General features: G+C 64.9%; 13 protein-coding genes. 5 read left to right on the top strand and 8 right to left on the bottom strand.

The features are described from left to right. The first annotated feature begins 143 nt into the window (after nt 1-143). On the top strand, nt 144-1,793 hold the full coding sequence (locus ORS3428_RS29865; RefSeq protein ID WP_071101856.1) for a lysine--tRNA ligase: 1,650 nt from the start codon (nt 144-146) through the stop codon (nt 1,791-1,793). Here ORS3428_RS29865 and ORS3428_RS29860 read toward each other — a convergent pair. From ORS3428_RS29860 to ORS3428_RS29825, 8 genes are all read right to left on the bottom strand, one after another. Further along, nucleotides 1,756-2,631 carry a thermonuclease family protein gene (locus ORS3428_RS29860; protein WP_443136891.1) on the bottom strand — a complete coding sequence of 292 codons (876 nt, stop codon included), beginning with the start codon at nt 2,629-2,631 and terminating at the stop codon, nt 1,756-1,758. The two genes, ORS3428_RS29865 and ORS3428_RS29860, sit on opposite strands and share 38 nt — an antisense overlap. A 13-nt stretch (nt 2,632-2,644) precedes the next feature. After that, nucleotides 2,645-3,286 (bottom strand): S24 family peptidase, encoded by a 642-nt coding sequence (locus ORS3428_RS29855; protein ID WP_071101854.1) that lies wholly within the window; start codon nt 3,284-3,286, stop codon nt 2,645-2,647. 119 nt (nt 3,287-3,405) lie between these two features. Further along, nucleotides 3,406-4,320, bottom strand: a complete 915-nt coding sequence (locus ORS3428_RS29850; RefSeq protein WP_071101853.1) for a sterol desaturase family protein — start codon at nt 4,318-4,320, stop codon at nt 3,406-3,408. 199 nt (nt 4,321-4,519) lie between these two features. Continuing rightward, nucleotides 4,520-6,739: a 3-hydroxyacyl-CoA dehydrogenase NAD-binding domain-containing protein gene (locus tag ORS3428_RS29845; protein ID WP_071101852.1), complete on the bottom strand. Its 2,220-nt coding sequence runs from the start codon at nt 6,737-6,739 to the stop codon at nt 4,520-4,522. 14 nt (nt 6,740-6,753) lie between these two features. Continuing rightward, on the bottom strand, nt 6,754-7,962 hold the full coding sequence (locus tag ORS3428_RS29840) for an acetyl-CoA C-acetyltransferase (RefSeq protein ID WP_071101851.1): 1,209 nt from the start codon (nt 7,960-7,962) through the stop codon (nt 6,754-6,756). 33 nt (nt 7,963-7,995) lie between these two features. Then, nucleotides 7,996-9,165, bottom strand: a complete 1,170-nt coding sequence (locus tag ORS3428_RS29835) for an acyl-CoA dehydrogenase family protein (protein ID WP_108723214.1) — start codon at nt 9,163-9,165, stop codon at nt 7,996-7,998. Between the two features lie 119 nt (nt 9,166-9,284). Next, the gene (locus ORS3428_RS29830; RefSeq protein WP_071101850.1) at nt 9,285-11,081 is read right to left on the bottom strand and encodes an acyl-CoA dehydrogenase; all 1,797 of its coding nucleotides are present in this window, start codon (nt 11,079-11,081) and stop codon (nt 9,285-9,287) included. A gap of 231 nt (nt 11,082-11,312) precedes the next feature. After that, on the bottom strand, nt 11,313-11,774 hold the full coding sequence (locus ORS3428_RS29825; RefSeq protein ID WP_108723222.1) for a MerR family transcriptional regulator: 462 nt from the start codon (nt 11,772-11,774) through the stop codon (nt 11,313-11,315). Nucleotides 11,775-12,231: 457 nt separating this feature from the next. On the opposite strand from ORS3428_RS29825, the gene ORS3428_RS29820 reads away from it, so the two are divergent. The 4 genes from ORS3428_RS29820 (at nt 12,232) to ORS3428_RS29805 (ending at nt 19,680) form a co-directional block, all read left to right on the top strand. Continuing rightward, nucleotides 12,232-16,335, top strand: coding sequence for a peptidoglycan-binding protein (locus ORS3428_RS29820; RefSeq protein ID WP_071101849.1), 4,104 nt, complete (start codon nt 12,232-12,234; stop codon nt 16,333-16,335). 203 nt (nt 16,336-16,538) lie between these two features. Next, nucleotides 16,539-17,462, top strand: coding sequence for a sulfite exporter TauE/SafE family protein (locus ORS3428_RS29815; RefSeq protein WP_071101848.1), 924 nt, complete (start codon nt 16,539-16,541; stop codon nt 17,460-17,462). Then, on the top strand, nt 17,462-18,259 hold the full coding sequence (locus tag ORS3428_RS29810; RefSeq protein ID WP_071101847.1) for a TIGR02186 family protein: 798 nt from the start codon (nt 17,462-17,464) through the stop codon (nt 18,257-18,259). Before ORS3428_RS29815 ends, ORS3428_RS29810 begins: the two co-directional genes overlap by 1 nt. 164 nt (nt 18,260-18,423) lie before the next feature. Next, nucleotides 18,424-19,680: an Hsp70 family protein gene (locus tag ORS3428_RS29805; RefSeq protein WP_071101846.1), complete on the top strand. Its 1,257-nt coding sequence runs from the start codon at nt 18,424-18,426 to the stop codon at nt 19,678-19,680. Nucleotides 19,681-19,987 lie beyond the last annotated feature (307 nt).

Here is a 19,987-nt window from a genome sequence, read left to right as displayed (position 1 = left end):
TAAGAACGCCATTGTGGCGCCGCAAGGAAAAGCGCCGCAAATCGTTGACGCTCCGGCCAGTCGCGCCTAGAGACCGGTTGAAAAATCTTCCCGTGCCGCCGAGCCGCCAGGTGCCTTGGCCGGCACATGACCTGGAAAGTGACATGACGGGATCAAACATCATCGATCTCAATCCCGAGATGCTCGCGACCGCCGCCGAAAGCAAGGCGTGGCCGTTCGAGGAAGCCAAGAAGATCATCGCGCGCTACAAGGACAGGGACTTCCCCGAGACCGTCCTGTTCGAGACCGGCTACGGCCCCTCCGGCCTGCCGCATATCGGCACCTTCGGCGAGGTGGCGCGCACCACGATGGTGCGGCACGCCTTCCGAGTGCTGACCGAGGACAAGGTCAAGACCAAGGTCATCTGCTTCTCCGATGACATGGACGGCATGCGCAAGATCCCCGACAACGTGCCGGATCGCGCTGCACTCGAGCCCTATCTGCACAAGCCGCTTACGTCGGTGCMCAATCCCTTCGGCGGCGACTATGCGAGCTTCGCCGACCACAACAACGCGATGCTCTGCCGCTTCCTCGACACGTTCGGCTTCGACTACGAGTTCGCCAGCGCCACCCAATACTACAAATCCGGCCGCTTCGACGAAGTGCTGCTGCGCGCCGCAGAACGCTATGACGAGATCATGGCGGTGATGCTGCCGACGCTCGGCGAGGAACGCCAGGCGACCTACAGTCCGTTCCTGCCGATCTCGCCGAGGAGCGGCCGCGTGCTCTACGTGCCGATGAAGCATGTCGACGCCAAGGCCGGCACAATCACCTTCGATGACGAAGGCACCGAGACCACGCTGCCGGTCACYRGCGGCCATGTGAAGCTGYAGTGGAAGCCGGATTTCGGCATGCGCTGGGCAGCGCTCGGCATCGATTTCGAGATGTTCGGCAAGGACCACCAGACCAATGCGGCGATCTACGATCGCATCTGCAACATCCTTGGCGGCCGCGCGCCGGAGCATTTCGTCTACGAGCTGTTCCTCGACGAGAACGGCCAGAAGATATCGAAGTCGAAGGGCAACGGGCTCACCATCGACGAGTGGCTGACCTATGCGCCGACCGAGAGCCTCGGCCTCTACATGTACCAGCGGCCGCGGCAGGCCAAGAAGCTCTATTTCGACGTCATCCCGAAGGCCGTCGACGAGTACTACGCCTTCCTCTCCGCCTATCCGCGCCAGGAATGGAAGGAACGGCTCRGCAATCCGGTCTGGCACATGCATGACGGCAACCCGCCGGCCATTGACCTGCCCGTGCCCTTCGCGCTGCTGCTCAACCTAGTCAGCGCCTCCAACGCGCATGACAAKGCGGTGCTGTGGGGCTTCATCTCGCGCCACGCGCCGGGCGTGACACCGACGACGCATCCGGAACTCGACCGGCTGACCGGTTATGCAATCCGTTACTTCGACGACTTCGTGAAGCCAACGAAGGTCTATCGCGCGCCGGATGCGGTGGAGCGCGAAGCGCTGGCGAAGCTCTCGGAAGCGCTCGGCGCCCTGCCGCAGGGCGCCGACGGCGAGGCGATCCAGAACGCGGCGCTCAACGTCGCGCGGCGGATCGAGCGCTACCAGGACCATTCCAAGCAGAGCCCGGAAGGCGGACCCGGCGTGTCGGTCGCCTTCTTCCAGATGATCTACCAGGTGCTGATCGGACAGGAGCGCGGGCCGCGCTTCGGCTCCTTCGCCGCGCTCTACGGCATCACCGAGACGCGCGCGCTCATTGCACGGGCGCTGGCTGGTCAGTTGGCTGCGTGAGGGGCTGATCCTCGGCCGGCAGGATCGAATCCGGCGCGACCGGCGCCGGCCCCGAAGCGGCCGGCAGGGCCGGCAAGCCGCCAAGATCGGGCGCCGCGCCGAAAATGCCCTTCTTCGCCGCACGGGCCTTGTTCTCCGCCTCGACATAGGGCCCGCCCTGCGCGGCGCGGGCCCAGCCGTTTTCCACCAGCCACTGGCCGACATCCTTTTTGCCGACCCAGCACTCGGCCGTGACGGTGTCGGGCCCAGCCTGCGAGGGCACGGCGCAGAGCACRGTGCGACCGCGCAGGAAGGCGCGGAATGCTGTCCTCGCGCGAACGCCGCAGTCCCAGGACTTACCCTCGCCGGTGCAGGTCTCGTCCTCCTTGACGGCGTCGATGCCTGAGACGGCGACAGTGTATCCCTTGGCCTTGATCAGGCCGGCGGCGGTGGCGAGGGGCTGGAACAGCTTGGTGCCGTCGCGGCCATCCGGCATCTTCGATTTGGGCGGCTTGGGCGGACCGGCCAGCGCCAGGTCGCTGAGCGGCGCGCGCGGCTCAACCCGCTCGAGTTCCTCGGTAGRCATCTCGGGCGGCGCAATGACCTCGGGGTCGATCGCGCGCGAATGCGGCACCGGCTTCGGCGGCTGCGGAGCGGCTGGTGCCGGAATGGCCGAGGTCGCCGGTTCCTTGGGCGGCGCATCGGTGCCCTGCCCCAGGATCGCATCGGCGGCCGGATCGATCTGGTCGACGGTGACGACGCTTTCGTTGCCGCCCTTCAGCGAGCGGCCGCCGGCAACGACCAGTGCCGCCATGGCCGGAACCGCCAGGACCGCGAGGGCTAGGTGGAGGGCCCGCACCACCAGCCTGGACCTACTGGCTTGCCCAGACGATCCGCGCCACCCATTCGACCTCGCGCATCGCGATTTCGCGGTCCGGGTGCTCGGGATTGAGCGAGACCAGCAGCATCGACGTCGCGGTCTGGCGGTCGAGCACCTTGGCCATGACCTCACCTCCCGTGGTCTTGACGACGACGCGGTCGCCTTTGCGGGTCGGCGCGCCCGGCTCGACGATCAGCACGTCGCCATTGCGGTAGAGCGGCAGCATGGAATCGCCCTGGACCTTGAGCGCGTAGGAGGTTTCCGCCGCCTGCGTCGGGAGCTCCACCAGATCCCAGCCCTGCCCCAACGGATAGCCGGCATCGTCGAAGAAGCCGCCGGCGCCGGCCTGGGCGAAGCCGAGCAGCGGCACGGCCATGCGCGGCGGCGGCGCGGGGGAGCCGCTGCGACCTTCGACCAGACCGGTGAACTCTTCCAGCGAGGCGCCCGTGGCCTCGATGATCTTGGCCAGCGACTCGGTCGACGGCCAGCGCGGCCGGCCATCGGAGGATTGGCGCTTCGACTTGTTGAAGGCGGTCGAATCGAGACCGGCGCGTCTGGCGAGGCCCGAGGCCGAGAGCGAATAGCGCTCTGCAAGAGCATCGATTGCGGCCCAGACGCGATCGTGTGAGAGCAAGTCCGCTCTCCTTCGAAAACAGGAAAAAATGCCTCTGTCTGTCTAGCGCGCGACCATGTAATTGTCCACCGGTGCAAACCGCAGATTGAAGAGAAAGTCGTCCGCTCCCGCAGGATTGATCAGGCTCGATTCTGACGGCCGGGACTCGGCAGGCTGGTGTCGCGCGTCAGCCCGCCGATCGAGCTACGCAGCACTTTCAGCAGCCGCCTGCCCAGCTTTGCCCATTCCAGCAGCGRCCACAATGTCAGCCGCACGACGTCGTTCGGCGGTATCCCGTTCGCCCCCATGGCAACACGGCACGGCCCCGGTACACGATAGGTGCCGAACATCCAGTCGAAGAACGGGAACACATTGGCGAGGTTTTTGCCGTACGCCGCCGGCTCGTCGGCGTGGTGCCAGCGATGGAAGCGTGGCGAGGCGATGAGCATGCGCAGCGGGCCATGGCCCCAGTCGACATCGACATGGACATAGACATTGTGAAGCACGAGGATCGTTGCGCCAATGCCCATGGCGTCGGCGGGCAGGCCAAGCCACGTCAGCAGGATCGTGTAGGAACCCCACATTACCAGCATTTCGAGCGCGTGGATGCGGTAGGTCGTCAACCCGTTGACCACCGGATCGGAATGGTGGATCGCATGCACCGGCCAGAGCCATTTCATGTGCATAACGCGATGGTTCCAGTAGTTGGCGAAGTCGTGCGCCAAAATGGCGAGGACGGCGAGCATCCAGACCGGCAGACCAGCCCAGACCGTGCTCGGCACACTCGGTATGCCGAGCAGGTCGTAAAGTGCCTTGAACTGCTCCGACAACAGCCAGACCGCGGGGACAAGCACGAGGTTGATGTGGAAAATGGCTAGCGTCGCCGCGACGCTTTCGACGGCACGACGCGACCAGGAAAGGCGCCAACCCTTGCGGGCGATATCGAATGCCAGGACGAGGAGCAGGAACGAAAAGACGCATTGCTTGCCAGGATCACTCACCTGGCCGCGCCAGACCTCGAAAAGCTCGGTGATGAAATGGACGATGTTGCCCACGCCCCTGTCCCCATGCCATGCCGGAGAGTGGGCGCGACCCGATCGCGAGCCCGGTCCGGCACCTTTGCCTTAGCCGGATTTGCTTAAGGTCGGCTGAAGGTGGGCTTGCGCATTCGATCTTGTCGTCCGGGCGGCACGCCGTTGCGGCCACGGCGAGACGCCGTGGCCGTCATGCACGCCCACATGCATGGCCGGTGYGTCAGGCGGCCTGCTTCACCTCGCCCTTCTGGTAGGGGTCGAAGCGCTGGTAGAAGGTCTCGCCCTTCTCCGCCATGTCTATCAGCAGCTTGGGCGCCTTGAATTCGGCGCCGTATTTCTTCTGCAGGCCCTTGGCGATCTTGACGAAACGCTTGACGCCGATGCCGTCGATATAAGACAGCGCGCCGCCGGTGAAGGGAGCGAAGCCGAAGGCCAGGATCGAGCCGACATCGGCTTCGCGCGGATCGGTGACGATGCCCTCTTCCATCACGCGCACCGCTTCCAGGGCGATGGTGACCAGCAGGCGCTGCTTCAGCTCCTCATAGTCGACCTTCTGCGGCTTGAGCTGCGGATAGAGATCTTTCAGGCCCGGCCACAGCTTCTTCTTCGCCGGTTTGGCGGGATAGTCGTAGAAGCCCTTGCCGTTCTTGCGGCCGAAGCGACCATGCGTGTCGACCATGGTGTTGATCAGCGCCATCTGCTCCGGGTCGACAGCCTTCTCGCCGAGATCTTTGATGGTCTGCTTCATGATCTTCTGGGCGAGGTCAATCGCCGTCTCGTCAGTCAGCGCCAGCGGTCCGACCGGCATGCCGGCCGCCTTGGCGGCGTTCTCGATCATCGGCGCCGGAACGCCTTCGATAAGCATCTTGTAGGCTTCCGACATGTAGCGCAGCACACAGCGGTTGACGTAGAAGCCGCGCGTGTCGTTGACCACGATCGGCGTCTTCTTGATGGCGCGCACGAAATCGATCGCGATGGCAAGCGCCTTGTCGCCGGTCTTCTTGCCGAGGATGATCTCGACCAGCATCATCTTGTCGACCGGCGAGAAGAAATGGATGYCGATGAAGTTCTTCGGCCGCGCCGAATTCTTCGCCAGCGAGGTGATCGGGATGGTCGAGGTGTTGGAGGCGAAGACCGAAGACGATTTCAGCACCGCTTCCGCCTTCTCGGTGGCGAGCTTCTTCACCGCCGAATCCTCGAAAACCGCCTCGACGACGAGGTCGCAGCCGGCAAGGTCGGCATAGTCGGCCGTCGGCGTGATCAGCGACAGCAGCTTGTCCTTCTCCTCGGGCTTGGCGCGGCCCTTCTTCACCTGGTCCGCCATCAGGCTGTCGGAGTGCGCTTTGCCCTTCTCGGCCGACTCCATGTCGCGGTCGAGCAGCACGACCGGAATGCCGGCCTTGGCCGTGACATAGGCGATGYCGGCGCCCATGAAGCCGGCGCCGAGAATGCCGATCTTCTTGAACTTGGTGTCCGGAATGCCGGACGGCCGGCGCGCGCCCTTGTTCAGTTCCTGCAGCGACACGAAGAGCGAGCGGATCATCGCCGCCGCTTCCCTGCTCTGCATGATCTCGGTGAAATAGCGCTGCTCGATCTTGAGCCCGGTGTCGAAGGGCACAAGCAGGCCTTCGTAGACGCATTTCRGGATCGCCGCCGCCGCCGGATAGTTGCCGTAGGTCTCGCGGCGCAGGATGGCGATGGCGGGCGGCCAGAGATTGGCACCGGCCGCCGAATAGACCGGGCCGCCGGGCAGCTTGAAGCCCTTCTCGTCCCAGGGCGCCACCGGCTTCAGGCCGTTTTTGATCATCGCCTTGGCGGTCTCGATGAGCTTCTGAGGCGGGGCGATCTCGTGGATCAGGCCCATCGACTTCGCCTTCTGCGGCGTGAGGTTCTGGYCGGAAGTAAGCATCTGCAGCGCCTGCTGCTGGTCGGTCAGCCGCGGCACGCGCTGGGTGCCGCCGGCGCCCGGGAAGATGCCTATCTTCACTTCGGGAAGCGCCATCCTCACTTTGTCGGAATCGGCTGCGACGCGACCGTGGCAGGCGAGCGACATTTCGAAGGCGCCGCCCATGCAGGTGCCGTTGATCGCCGACACCCAGGGCTTGCCGCAGGTCTCCAGCTTGCGGAACAGGCCGGTCATATAGCCGGCATTGTCGAACAGCGCCTTGGTCGCCTTCTCGAGATCCTTCTCCTTTTCCGCAGCGAAGGTGGTGAGCATCTTCTGCAGCATGGTGATGTCGGCGCCGCCGGAGAACGTATCCTTGCCGGAGGTGATCACCGCGCCCTTGATGGCGGCATCGCCCGTCACATGGTCGACGATGGAATTGAGCTCGAGCATCGCCTCTTCGGTGAAGACGTTCATCGAGCGGCCCGGCATGTCCCAAGTGATCAGCGCTATGCCGTCAGCGTCCACGTCGAGGGTGAAATTGGTGTAGCTCATCTTTTCCTCTCCCGTCAGACGCGTTCGATGATGGTGGCTGTGCCCATGCCGGCGCCGATGCACAGCGTGACGAGCGCGGTGTTGAGGTCGCGGCGCTCCAGCTCGTCCAGCACCGTGCCGAAGATCATGGCGCCGGTGGCGCCGAGCGGGTGGCCCATGGCGATCGCGCCGCCATTGACGTTGATCTGGTCATGCGGGATCTCGAAGGCCTGCATGTAGCGCAGCACCACCGAGGCGAAGGCCTCGTTGAGCTCGAACAGGTCGATATCCGACAGCTTCATCTTGGCGCGCTTCAGGAGCTTCTCGGTGACGTCGACCGGCCCGGTCAGCATCAGTACCGGCTCGGAGCCGATATTGGCGAAGGAGCGGATGCGGGCGCGCGGCTTCAGCCCCATCGCCTTGCCGGCCTTCTTGGAGCCCAGCAGGACGGCGGCCGCGCCATCGACGATGCCGGACGAGTTGCCGGCATGGTGGACATGGTTCACCTCCTCGACTTCCGGATGCTTCTGCACGGCGACGGCATCGAAGCCGCCCATCTCGCCGGGCATGACGAAGGACGGATTGAGCGCGGCTAGCGACTGCATGTCGGTCGAGGGCCGCATGTGCTCGTCACGATCGAGGATGGTAAGTCCGTTCTGGTCCTTGACCGGGATCACCGAGTTCTTGAAACGGCCCTCCTCCCAGGCCTTGGCGGCGCGCTTCTGGCTTTCGACCGCATAGGCGTCGACGTCATCGCGGCTGAAGCCGTACTTGGTGGCGATCAGGTCGGCCGAGATGCCCTGCGGAACGAACCAGCCGGGCAGGCCGACGGACGGGTCCATGAACCAGGCGCCGCCGGACATGCCCATGCCGACGCGGGACATAGATTCGACGCCGCCGGCAATCACGATCTCGTCCGCGCCTTGCGCGATCTTGGCGGCGCCGAAATTGATGGCATCGAGGCCCGAAGCGCAGAAGCGCGAGATCTGCATGCCGGGCGCCTTGGTGTCGTAGCCGGCCTCGAAGGCGGCGGCGCGCGGAATGACCGAGCCCGCCTCGCCGACCGGATCGACGCAGCCGAAGATGATGTCGTCGACATTGCCGGTGTCGAGCTCGTTGCGGTCGCGCAGCGCCTCAAGCGTCTTGGCAGCGAGCCGCACCGCCGGCACCTCGTGCAGCGAGCCATCCTTCTTGCCCCTGCCGCGCGGCGTGCGCACGGCGTCATAGACGTAAGCTTCGGCCATTTTCGTGCTCCTTGGGTTTGCCGCCCGCCGCGCTCACAGAGAGCGCCCGATCAGCAATTTCATGATCTCGTTGGTGCCGCCGTAGATGCGCTGGACGYGGGCGTCGCGGAACATGCGGGCGATCGGATATTCGTTCATGTAGCCATAGCCGCCATGCAGTTGAAGGCATTCGTCGACGACTTTGCCCTGCAGGTCGGAGAGCCAATATTTGGCCATCGAGGCGATCACGGGATCGAGGCCGCCATCGATGTGGCGCGCAACGCAGTCATTGTAGAAAACGCGGCCGATCGTCGCCTCGGTCTTCAGCTCGGCCAGCTTGAACTGGGTGTTCTGGAAATCGATGATCGCCTTGCCGAAGGCCTTGYGTTCCTTGACATAGTCGATGGTAAGCGCCAGCGCCCGCTCGATCATCGCGATCGCCCCGGTGCCGATCTGCAGCCGCTCCTGCGGCAATTGCTGCATCAGCTGGACGAAGCCCTTGCCCTCCTCGTGGCCGAGCAGGTTGGAGGTCGGCACGCGCGCGTCGTTGAAGAACAGCTCGGAGGTGTCGTTGGCCTTGAGCCCGATCTTGTCGAGGTTGCGGCCGCGCTCGAAACCTTCGACCTCGTCGGTCTCGACGACGATCAGCGATGTGCCCTTGGCGCCCTTGTCCGGGTCGGTCTTGGTGACGACGATGATCAGGTTGGCAAGCTGGCCGTTGGTGATGAAGGTCTTGGAGCCGTTGATCTTGTAGTGGTTGCCGTCCTTCTCGGCGCGGGTCTTGACGCCTTGCAGGTCKGAGCCGGCGCCCGGCTCGGTCATGGCTATGGCRCCGATCAGCTCGCCGGTCGCCAGCTTCGGAAGCCATTTCGCTTTCTGCTCCTCGGAGCCGTAATGCAGGATGTAAGGCGCGACGATGGAGTTGTGCAGGCCGATGCCGAAGCCATCGACGCCGACATGGCCGATCGCTTCGATGATGGCGCTCTCATGCGCGAAGGTACCGCCGGAGCCGCCGTATTTTTCCGGCATCGAGGCACAGAGCAGCCCGGCGGCACCCGCCTTCAGCCAGCTCTCGCGGTCGAAAATCTCGTTCTTCTCGAACTCGTCATAGCGCGGCGCGATCTCTTCCGCCATGAAACGGGTCGCCATGTCGTAGAGCATGCCGACCTCGTCCGCCGCCCAAGCGGGTTTTGGAAGGCCAAGGATGTCGGCTGGATTTGTCATGCTATTCCTCCATTGCGCCGGCATCCGTCAGAATTGGCGTCGAGCTCGTCGCGGGCGACCCACCCGGCCAGACGTCGTCTGGCCACCTCCCCTCAAGCGGGAGGGGGCGGCCGACAACCCTAGAACGCTTCCGCGGGCAGCGCCATCAGCGTATCCGCGCCACTGGAAATGCGGGCGAGACGCGTCGCCGTTTCCGGCATGATCCGCTCCATGAAGAAGCGCGCCGTCACCAGCTTGTTGTCGTAGAAGGACGTAGCGCCGCTGACGCCCTCCGCCAGCCTGGCGCCGGCGRCCTTCGCCATCCGGCCCCACATGTAGCCCAGCGCCACGAGGCCGAACAGATGCATGTAGTCAGTCGAGGCAGCGCCCGCATTGTCGGGCTTTGCCATGGCGTTCTGTACCAGCCACATGGTGGCCGCCTGCAGGTCGTTGAGGCCCTTCTTCAGCGCCTTGGTGAAGGGAGCCATCTTCTCATCCGCGCGGTTCTCCTCGCAGAACCCGCCGACCTCCTTGAAGAAGGCCTGCACGGCGCGGCCGCCATTTTGCGCCAGCTTGCGTCCGACGAGATCGAGCGCCTGGATGCCGTTGGCGYCCTCATAGATCATGGCGATGCGGGCATCGCGCACGAACTGGCTCATGCCGTGCTCTTCGATGTAGCCGTGGCCGCCGAACACCTGTTGCGCCATGACCRCATGATCGAAGCCCTTGTCGGTAAGCACGCCCTTGAGCACAGGCGTCAAGAGGCCGGTGTAGTCGTCGGCCGCCTGACGGTCCTTGTCGTCACCGGAGCGGTGCGCGATATCCGAGTTGAGCGCCGTCCACAGCGCAAGCGCGCGACCCGCCTCGTTGAACGCCTTCATGGTCATCAGCGAGCGCCGGATATCGGGATGGACGATGATCGGGTCGGYCTTCTTGTCCGACGCCTTGGCGCCGGAGAGCGAACGGCCCTGGAGGCGGTCCTTGGCGTAGGAGGCCGCATTCTGGTAGGCGATCTCGGAGACCGAAAGCCCTTGCAAGCCGACACCGAGGCGCGCCTCGTTCATCATCGTGAACATCGCCTTCAGGCCGCCGTTCAAGTCGCCGAGCAGCGAGCCTTCGGCCCCGTCATAGTTCATGACGCAGGTCGAATTGCCGTGGATGCCCATCTTCTCCTCGATCGAGCCGCAGGAGAGCGCGTTGCGCTCGCCGATGTTGCCCGAGGCGTCGAGCTTGAACTTCGGCACGATGAACAGCGAGATGCCCTTCACGCCTTCCGGCGCGCCCTCGACGCGGGCAAGCACCAGATGGACGATGTTATCCGACATGTCGTGCTCGCCGGCGGAGATGAAGATCTTCTGGCCAGAAATCTTGTAGGTGCCGTCGCCATTAGGCACCGCCTTGGTGCGCARCAGGCCGAGATCGGTGCCGCAATGCGGCTCGGTGAGGTTCATCGTGCCGGTCCAGGCACCGCCGATCAACCTGGGCAGCAAGGTGGCCTTCTGCTCGTCCGTGCCGTGAGTGACGATGGCCGCGATCGCGCCTTGGGTGAGACCGGGATACATCATCAGCGCCATGTTGGCGGAGACCATGTATTCGGAGACCGCGGTGTGGATCGCATAGGGGAGCCCCTGGCCGYCGAACTCGGCTGGTGCCGCGAGCCCCATCCAGCCGCCCTCGCGATACTGGTTGAAAGCATCCCTGAAGCCCTTGGGCGTTGTCACCGACCCGTCGTCATGGCGCACGCAGYCTTCCATGTCACCGATCCGGTTCAGCGGATGCATGACGTTCTCGGCAAGCTTCGCGCCTTCGGCGAGGATCRCCTCGACCACGTCGGGCGTGGCGTCGGAAAAGCCTGGGAGATTGGAATAGCGCCGATAGCCCAGCACGTCGTTGAGCACGAAGACCGTGTCCTGGACCGGCGCCCTATAGACCGTCATGCCTTCCTCCACCCTCGCGGTCCTGGCCCGGCAGCAAGTTCCCGATCCTGGACCGGAAGCCGAGCCAATATCGACGCCCGGATAGCAAAGATTGACGTTTGCGTAAACGTCAATCTTGTCGCAGGCGGGAAAATTTTGGTGAGCAAGCGCGTGTTCGCGAAAAAGGAAAGAGCCGCTGCGGCATAGCCACGCGGCTCTCGTCAAGGCTTTTACTAGACTAGTGAAGCGTGCTCAGCYGGCGGCGCTTGCCTGCGGCGCGGTCCGCTCGCTGAGCATCCGGCGAACGATCGTCATCGAATTGCTCAGTTCGTTGATCGCGTCCTCGATCAGCAGCCGCTGCTTCTGCAGGCGGGCAAGCTGCTTCTCCGACTTGTCGAGCGCCAGCCGCAGCTGCTTGGTGTTGGACCCGGTCGGATCGTAAAGGTCCATCATCTGCTTGACGTCGCGCAGCGAGAACCCGACCTTGCGGCCGAGCAGGATCAGCTTCAACCGGGCCTTGTCGCGGCGCGTGTAAAGACGGGTCGAGCCGTCGCGCTTCGGATTGAGCAGGCCCTTGTCCTCATAGAAACGCAGCGTGCGCAAGGTCACGCCGTATTTCTTGGCCATTTCGCCGATGCGAACGAATTCCTCACCGGTCTCGGCCGGTATGTCATTGCTGTTGGCCGCGGCTTCGCCGGGCGAAACAAGTTTCATGGTCACTGGCTTTCCCCTGATGGCGTCGCGGTCGCGGACCAAGCGTCGCCTGACTGGAAGCGGGGGCGTGCTTCCAATCGTGGTTTCAACAAATCAATCGCAAGAGGCACGGCTTCGCACCTTTTACGTTTACGTCAATTCTATATCGATAGCCGCCGTATGACGCAAGGGCGTTTCCGGAACGGACCTTTATGCCGCACTCGGATGCCGGCAGGTGGCTCACGATTTATGAGCGACTTCTTAAGCTTGGTTAACGCCTTGTTTACCACGTTGGGTGAAATGTGCGCATGTCGGTCACCCGTGTTTATCCTGTAGCGAATTTTTCACGGTCTTTCGAAGCGTGGGTGAAAACCCGGGAAGCCCGTCTTCCTCCGCAGCAGAGCCGCGCGGCCGCCTCGTTCCCGGCAGGACTTTGGGAAACCGGCCCCGGCCGGTCATTCTGAACACGGGCGCATCGATGAACAGCAAGCGGTCCTATCTCGATTCACTCAACGCCGGCAGGCAGCGCCGGGCGCACACCTCACTGGAGGAACTGAACCGCTCGCTCGAAACGCTCGAGCAGCGGCTGGAACGGAGCCGTAGCGACACCTTCGAGCACCTCGACCCGCGTCGGCCAGCCGCCGAGCCACGCTACGGCGCCGCGCAACCTTTTGGCCAGCCGCGCTGGTACGAGGACCCCTACTCCACGCAAAGAGAACAAGGTCGAGAAGAGCAAATCGGGACGTCGCAAAACCAGGCGCCCACCGCTTCCGCCTCCGGCCCCAACTACCAGGCCATTGCCCGCGACATCGATCGGGTTCGCGGACAGGAAGACGGCGTGGCGATGGTGACCAAGATCGCMGTCGAATTGCGCGGCCTGCGCGAGGAGCTGCGCCACCAGATGACGGCCGGCCTGCAGCGCGAGTTCGATGCGCTGCGCCAGGATATCGACCGCGCCATGCAGGCAGCCAACCGRCACGGCACGCCGTTGGACGGCTTGCCGGACAAGAGCAGCGCCGAGCTCGGCCTCGAGTTCGAACGGCTCTCCGGCGCCATCAACTCGCTTGCCGAAAAGAGCGACGACCGCAGCGTCAACCTGCTGCGGCTGGAACTGGAGCAGGTCAAGTCGGCGCTCGACACGCTGGCGCGCGAGGAGAGCGTGCGGGCGATCGACCAAAGCGTGCGGGCCGTCGACCGCCGCTGGGATGATTTCGACCGCCGCTGGAGCGCCTTCGAGGATCGCGTCGATGCCGACCAGCGCCAGCGCGCCGAAGGCCCCAACCTTTCCGCGCTCACCGACCGGCTGGAACAGATCAGCAGCGCGGTCAACAACCTGCCGCAGTCTCTGTCGCTCGCCTCGCTTGAGGAAAAGGTGCGCACCCTTGCCGGCGCGGTCGACCGTTTCGCCAGCCAGCAGACGATGCGCGGCGGCGAGACGCTTGCSATGATCGACGAGCGGCTGGACGAGATATCGCGCGCCATCGTCGCCTCGACGGTCGCCGCGCAGGCCAACGCCTTCGATCCGGAAGCCTTCGGGCGGATCGAGAAGCGGATCGCCTCGCTGGCGCAGCAGATCGAGGAGGTCGCGCAGTCGCGGCCTGGCGCCGAGGTCATCGACCATCTCAACCTTCTGTCGAACCGCGTGGACGAGCTCGCCGAGCGCGCCGACCTGCCGGAACAGGCGATGGAGCGTCTCGGCAAGCAGATCGCTTTGATCACCGACAAGATCGACCGCGCGCCGGCGATGCCCGACACCGACCATATCTTCCAGGGCCTGGAGCAGCGCTTCGACGCGCTGTCCAGCCTGCTCGAGCGCCGCCAGGGCGATGCGATCGAGCAGGGCAACATGCTGTTCCGCGACCTCGAGCGGCGGCTGGACGAAGTCGCCGACAAGCTCGACCAGCGCATGCAGCAGGATGATAGCGCCGGCATCATGGAGGCGATCGACGCCCGCTTCACGGCACTTGCCAAGCGCATCGAGGAGCGCGCGCCCGATCCCGCAAACGAAATGGCGATTCGCGGCCTGGAAAGCCGGCTTGAAGACATTTCCAGCCGGCTGGAATCGTCGGCAGCGCAAGTCGCCGGCATCGATCCGGCGCTGATCCGCAGCCTGGAGGCGCAGGTGACCGCCCTTTCGGAGCATCTGTCGAAGCCGAGCGCGCCGCTGCCCGAATTCGAGGATATCAGCCCCCGCCTCGACGAGATCGAAAAGTCGCTGGCCGGTACGCGCGATTCCATCCTGAGCGTCGCGCGCGAAGCGGCCGAGAACGCCGTCCGGTCGCTGGCCGAGTCGGGTTCCAGCACGGCGGCCTCCAACGCGGCCGCAGTAAGCGGCCTCGCGCAGGACCTGAAGACGCTGGAAGCGCTCACCCGCCGTTCCGACGAACGCAACTCGCGAACCTTCGAGGCGATCCACGACACGCTGCTCAAGATCGTCGACCGGCTCGGCTCCCTGGAAGCCGAGCCGAACGAAGCGGTCAGTGAACTCGTCGACCCGCCAGCGAGCGGCAAGCGGGCCGCCCGCGCCGGCAAGATCGCGGTGCAGGACGCGCCTTCGATGGATATCGACCAGCCGCTGCCTCTGGCCGGAGACATCGCCGATCTAGACGCGCGCGCTGCCTCCACACTGCGCAACGAGCCGGTTGCACGGAGCGAACCGGTTACGCGTAGCGAACCTGTTACGCGTGGCGAACCGGTGACGCGCAGCGAACCTGGCCCGCGCACGCCCGCCGAAGCCGCGTCAGCCGCAGCAATCGCCGCCCTCGGATCGGATGCGATCGGCGAGAAGAACGAGAAGACCGGCCGCAAGAAGTCGATGTTCAGCGGGCTGGCGCGCGCCTTCAAAGGCAAGAAGGATGCGGACACGCCGCCGCTTGCCGGCTCGGCGCCCGCGGGCGACGTTCCGACCGTCGACATCGACGAACCGCTTGATCCCAAGGCCGCCAACCGGCCGCTGGAGCCGGGCTCCGGCGCGCCGGACCTCAATGCCATCATGAAGCGTGTGCGCGACGAGCGCAGCACGCAGCCGGCCAAGCGCAGCGAAACCGACGCCGCCAAGTCCGATTTCATCGCGGCCGCCCGCCGCGCGGCCCAGGCCGCCGCCGCGGAAGCCGACGCGCTGAAGCGGCAGTCGACGATGACCGGTCCGGTGAAGGCGCTCAGAATCGGCGATCTGCTCAAGGCGCGGCGCAAGCCTATCCTGATGGCGGCCGCCGCGATCATGATGGCGCTGGCCGGCCTGCAGCTCGGCAAGGCTTTCTTCTCCGAACCGGCGCCGGTCGCCAGCAACGACGTCGCGCCGGTCGTCTCCACCCAGAAGGTCGAGACCGCTTCGCTCAGCCCTGCCTCCGTCGATGCGGACACCGCGAAGCTGGAGAGCGCGCCGGGCCGCGTCGTCAGGCAGGYCGAGCCCGCCAAGGACGAACCGGCGCCGCAGGCCGCCGCTCAGCCGTCCGGTCCCGAGATGCCAGGCGCAACAGCGCCGGCCGAAGCGATCCCCCAGGCCTCGAACACACCGTCCGAACCGGTCAGCCCGGCGGCGAACACACCGGCCATGGACACCGACGCGGATGCGCAGCCCCTGGCCACCGCTCCGACGACTAGCGCTCCGGTGACCGACGCTCCGGCAGCGGGCACTTCTTCGGCCAGCACGCCGGCGGCCACCGCCGCAGAGACAACGGGCACGGTCCCGCCGGCCGACAGCCAGTCCGCAACGTCAGCCGCCAGGATCGACATCCCGAGCGAAATCGGCCCCGTCGCCCTGCGCGATGCGGCCGCCAATGGCGACGCGAAAGCGCTGTTCGAGGTCGGCTCGCGCTACGCGGAATCGCGCGGCGTCAAGGAAGACATGGCGGCAGCGGCCAAATGGTACGAAAAGTCGGCCGAGCTCGGCTTCGCGCCGGCCGAATACCGCATCGGCAATTTTTATGAGAAGGGCATCGGCGTCGCGCGCGACATCAAGAAGGCCAAGACCTACTACCAGCTCGCGGCCGAACAGGGCAACGCCAGCGCCATGCACAATCTGGCGGTGCTGTTCGCCATGGCGGCGGACGGCGTGACCGACAATGAATCGGCGGCACACTGGTTCCAGGAGGCCGCCGACCTCGGCGTCAAGGACAGCCAGTTCAATCTCGGCATCCTTTCGGCCAAGGGCGTCGGCATGAAGCAGAACCTGGAGGAATCCTACAAGTGGTTCGCTCTTGTCGCCAAGACCGGCGACAAGGACGCCGCCGCCAAGCGCGACGAGATCGCCAATGCGCTGCGGCCCGAGCAGCTCGAGCGCGCTCGCGCCGCCACGGAATTGTGGCGGGCAAAGCCGCTCAACGCGGCCGCCAACTCGGCCGACATTCCGGAATCCTGGCAGGACAGCGCGCCGCAGACCACCGCCGGCATCGACATGAAGAAGGCGGTGAAGAACATCCAGCTCATCCTCAACAAGAACGGCTATGATGCCGGCGGCGCCGACGGCGTGATGGGCGACAAGACCAAGAACGCCATCATGGCTTTCCAGACCGACAACAAGATGAAACCGACCGGCGAGATCGACGGACCGCTCGTCAAGGCGCTGCTTGCACACAAATAGCGGCCGTCGCGTCGCTTCCGCGACGGCCTGCCACAGATTTGCCTGTTAACTGATTGAGATGGTTTTTATTTCGGCGCGGTGGCGGGGTTTGACCCCGCCGCCGCGTCGGCGCAAGAAACGGCGCAAGAAAAAATTGGCTTTTCGGTGCGAGACTGCCGCGACGGCTGCATTCACCGACAGGGCGAACTGATCGAGACAGACGGGTGGGCATCTATCTTCCGATCGCGGAAATTTCCGTCAACGTCTTCGTGCTGCTGGCGATGGGCGCGGCGGTGGGTTTCCTGTCGGGCATGTTCGGAGTGGGCGGCGGCTTCCTCATCACGCCGCTCTTGATCTTCTACAACATCCCGCCGGCGATCGCGGTCGCCACCGGGGCCAACCAGGTCATCGCTTCCTCCTTCTCCGGGGCGCTTTCGCACATGAAGCGCGGCACGCTCGACTTCAAGCTTGGCGGCGTGCTTCTGGCCGGCGGCATCGTCGGCTCGACCGCCGGCGTCTATGTCTTTGCCGTGCTGCGTCGGCTCGGCCAGTTGGATCTCTTCATCTCGCTGCTCTACGTCGCGCTGCTCGGCACCGTCGGCGGGCTGATGCTGGTCGAAAGCGTCAACGCGCTGCGCGCTACGCGCAGCGGCGCCGCACCCGTGCTGAAGAAATCCGGCCAGCACAACTGGATCCACCGGCTGCCGTTCAAGATGCGCTTTCGCGCCTCAAAACTGTTCGTCAGCGTCATCCCGGTGCTCGGCCTTGGCGCGGCCATCGGCTTCCTGTCGTCGATCATGGGCGTCGGCGGCGGCTTCATCATGGTGCCGGCGCTGATCTACCTGCTCAAGGTGCCGACCAATGTCGTTATTGGCACCTCGCTGTTCCAGATCATCTTCACGTCGGCCTACACCACGCTCGTGCATGCCACGACCAATCAGACGGTCGACGTGATCCTCGCTTTCCTACTGATGGCCGGCGGCGTTGCCGGCGCGCAATATGGCGCCAAGGCCGGCCAGAGGCTGCGCGGCGAGCAGTTGCGGGCGCTTCTGGCGCTGCTGGTGCTGGCCGTCRCCATCCGCCTGGCCATCGACCTGTTCGCAACGCCACCCAACCCCTATTCGCTCTCCGTCGCGGGCCTGAGCTGATGACGGAGTTGAGAGGGTTCGCAGCCATCGTTTCGCTTTCGCTGCTCATTGCGCTGTCACCGGCAATGGCGCAGACGCCGCCACCGCCGGCCGASGGAATTCAGATCGGCCTGTCGACCGACGCCATCTCGATCACCGCCGGCTTCTCGGGTGYCGATCTCACCATTTTCGGATCGCTTGAAAATCCCGATCCGCTGGTCTCGCGGCAAGGGCGCTACGATGTGGTGGTCGTGCTCGAAGGGCCGCCGCGGCCGGTCGTCGTCCGGCGCAAGGACAGGGTGCTCGGCGTCTGGATCAATCTGGAATCGGAAACATTCGAGAACGTGCCGGTGTCCTATTCCGTCGCGACGACGCGTCCGTTGCAGGACATTGCCGAGCCGAACAAGTACAAGCAGCTCTCGCTGGGTTCACAGAACCTCTACATGAAGCCTGCCGACGAAACGGACAGCCCAGCGACCATCGAGGAATTCACGGCGGCATTGCGCGAGCGCAAGACGGCAACCGGCCTCTACAGCGAGAACGTCGGCGGCGTGCAGTTCCTGTCGCAGAGCCTGTTCCGCGCGACCGTGCGCTTGGCGCCCAACGTTCCGGTCGGCACGCACAAGGCGCGCGCCTTCCTGTTCAAGAGCGGCATGTTCGTGAAGGAAAGCTCCGCCCAGCTCGAAATCCGCAAGTCCGGCTTCGAGCAGTCGATATTCCGCGTCGCGCACGACTATTCCTTCCTCTACGGCGTCTTCGCCGTATCGCTCGCCATGCTCACCGGCTGGCTCGGGCGGATCGTCTTCCGCAAGGATTAAGGTCAAAAGGGTTTTCCTGTCCGCAATCTTGCGGTAGAGCGCCGCCTCCCGTCCGACGGGCAACCAACACACAACCAATAGGCAGGACTATTCGGCCATCCGGGCGACGGCGCGTCTGCCGACGGCCTCGGTTCCTTGCCGCGAACCAATGACAGGAGGTTGCGATGCAATCGGCATTCGGCGGCATCGATTTCGGCACGTCCAATTCCACGGTAGGCGTGATCCGCAACGGCCGGGCGCGACTGGTCGCGCTGGAGGGCGAACAGCCCACCTTGCCAAGCGCCGTCTTCTTCAATTTCGAGGACGGCCATACCTATTTCGGCCGCCGCGCGATCVCCGACTACACCGACAGCGTCGAGGGCCGCCTGATGCGTTCGCTGAAAAGCGTGCTCGGCAGCTCGCTCGCCAATGAGAAGACGCGCATCAAGGCGCGCCTGATCGGCTTCACGGACATCATCGGGTTCTTCATCAGCCATTTGAAGCGGCAATTGGAAGAGGATGCCGGCGGCCCGGTCGAGCGCGCGGTGCTCGGCCGCCCGGTGCAATTCGTCGACGACGATGCGGAAGCCGACGCGAGAGCGCAAAGCGAGCTCGAACATGYGGCGCGCGCGCAAGGCTTCAAGCACATCGCGTTCCAGTTCGAGCCGATCGCGGCGGCGCTCGACTATGAACAGAACGTTGCCCGGGAAGAGCTGGCGCTGATCGTCGACATGGGCGGCGGCACCTCCGACTTCTCGGTCGTGCGCGTCTCGCCGGAGCGCGCCCGCTCGGACGACCGCAAGGGCGACATATTGGCCAATCGCGGCATCCATATCGGCGGCACCGACTTCGACCGGCTGCTCAGCATCGCCCATGTCATGCCGGAGCTCGGCTATCTGACGCCAACGAAAGACGGCAAACGCAATCTGCCGGCGAGCTATTTCATCGACCTCGCGACCTGGCAGCGCATCAACCTCGTCTACACCGCCAAGGCGATGTCAGACCTGAAGCAGATCCGCTTCGAGGCCGAGCGCGCCGACCTGGTCGACCGCTTCATCCACATCGTGGAGCATCGATACGGACACGCGCTGGCCGGCCTGGTCGAACGGGCCAAGATCGCGCTCACCGACCGGACTTCGGCCGAGGTGAAGGTGTCGCTGCCTGGCGCGGCTTTCGCGGCAGAGATCACACGCGCCAGCCTCGAGGAGACGATCAGCGGGGACATCGAACGGGTGACCACAACGGTCAAGCAGACGATAGCCGACGCCGGCGTTTCCGCCTCCGCCATCACCGCCGTGTTCCTCACCGGAGGTTCGACGGCGATCCCGCTGGCAAAGCGGCGGATCCTTTCGCTGGTGCCGCAGGCCGCCGTCATCCAAGGCGACATGTTCGGCTCGGTCGGGCTTGGTCTTGCGCTCGACGCGCGGCGGAAATTCGCCTGAGCGCCGGTATCGCGAGGGATGGTGCGCGCATTAGCGGATCGCACACTTTCGGGACTAGCCGACGCATTCACCGCGTCGTCATCCTGGGGCGGAGCAAGGAGCGAAGCGACGCGGCGCAGACCCCAGGATCCATGCCATGACTTTGAAATCTTGCAACGGTGCAGAATTCTGCTCCGCTGCATTCTTCGGCTGAGGTCACGGCATGGATCCTTGGGTCTGCGCTCCGCTTCGCGTAGCTACGCCCAAGGATGACGACGTTGGGCAGGCTTCGACCAATCTCGAAGCGTTGCGACGATGACCATCCGGG

It is taken from the genome of Mesorhizobium sp. ORS 3428 (assembly GCF_001854785.1).
Lineage (GTDB): Bacteria > Pseudomonadota > Alphaproteobacteria > Rhizobiales > Rhizobiaceae > Mesorhizobium.
The sequence above is the reverse complement of the archived record's forward strand: the minus strand, read 5'-3'. Positions and strand labels throughout refer to the sequence as shown.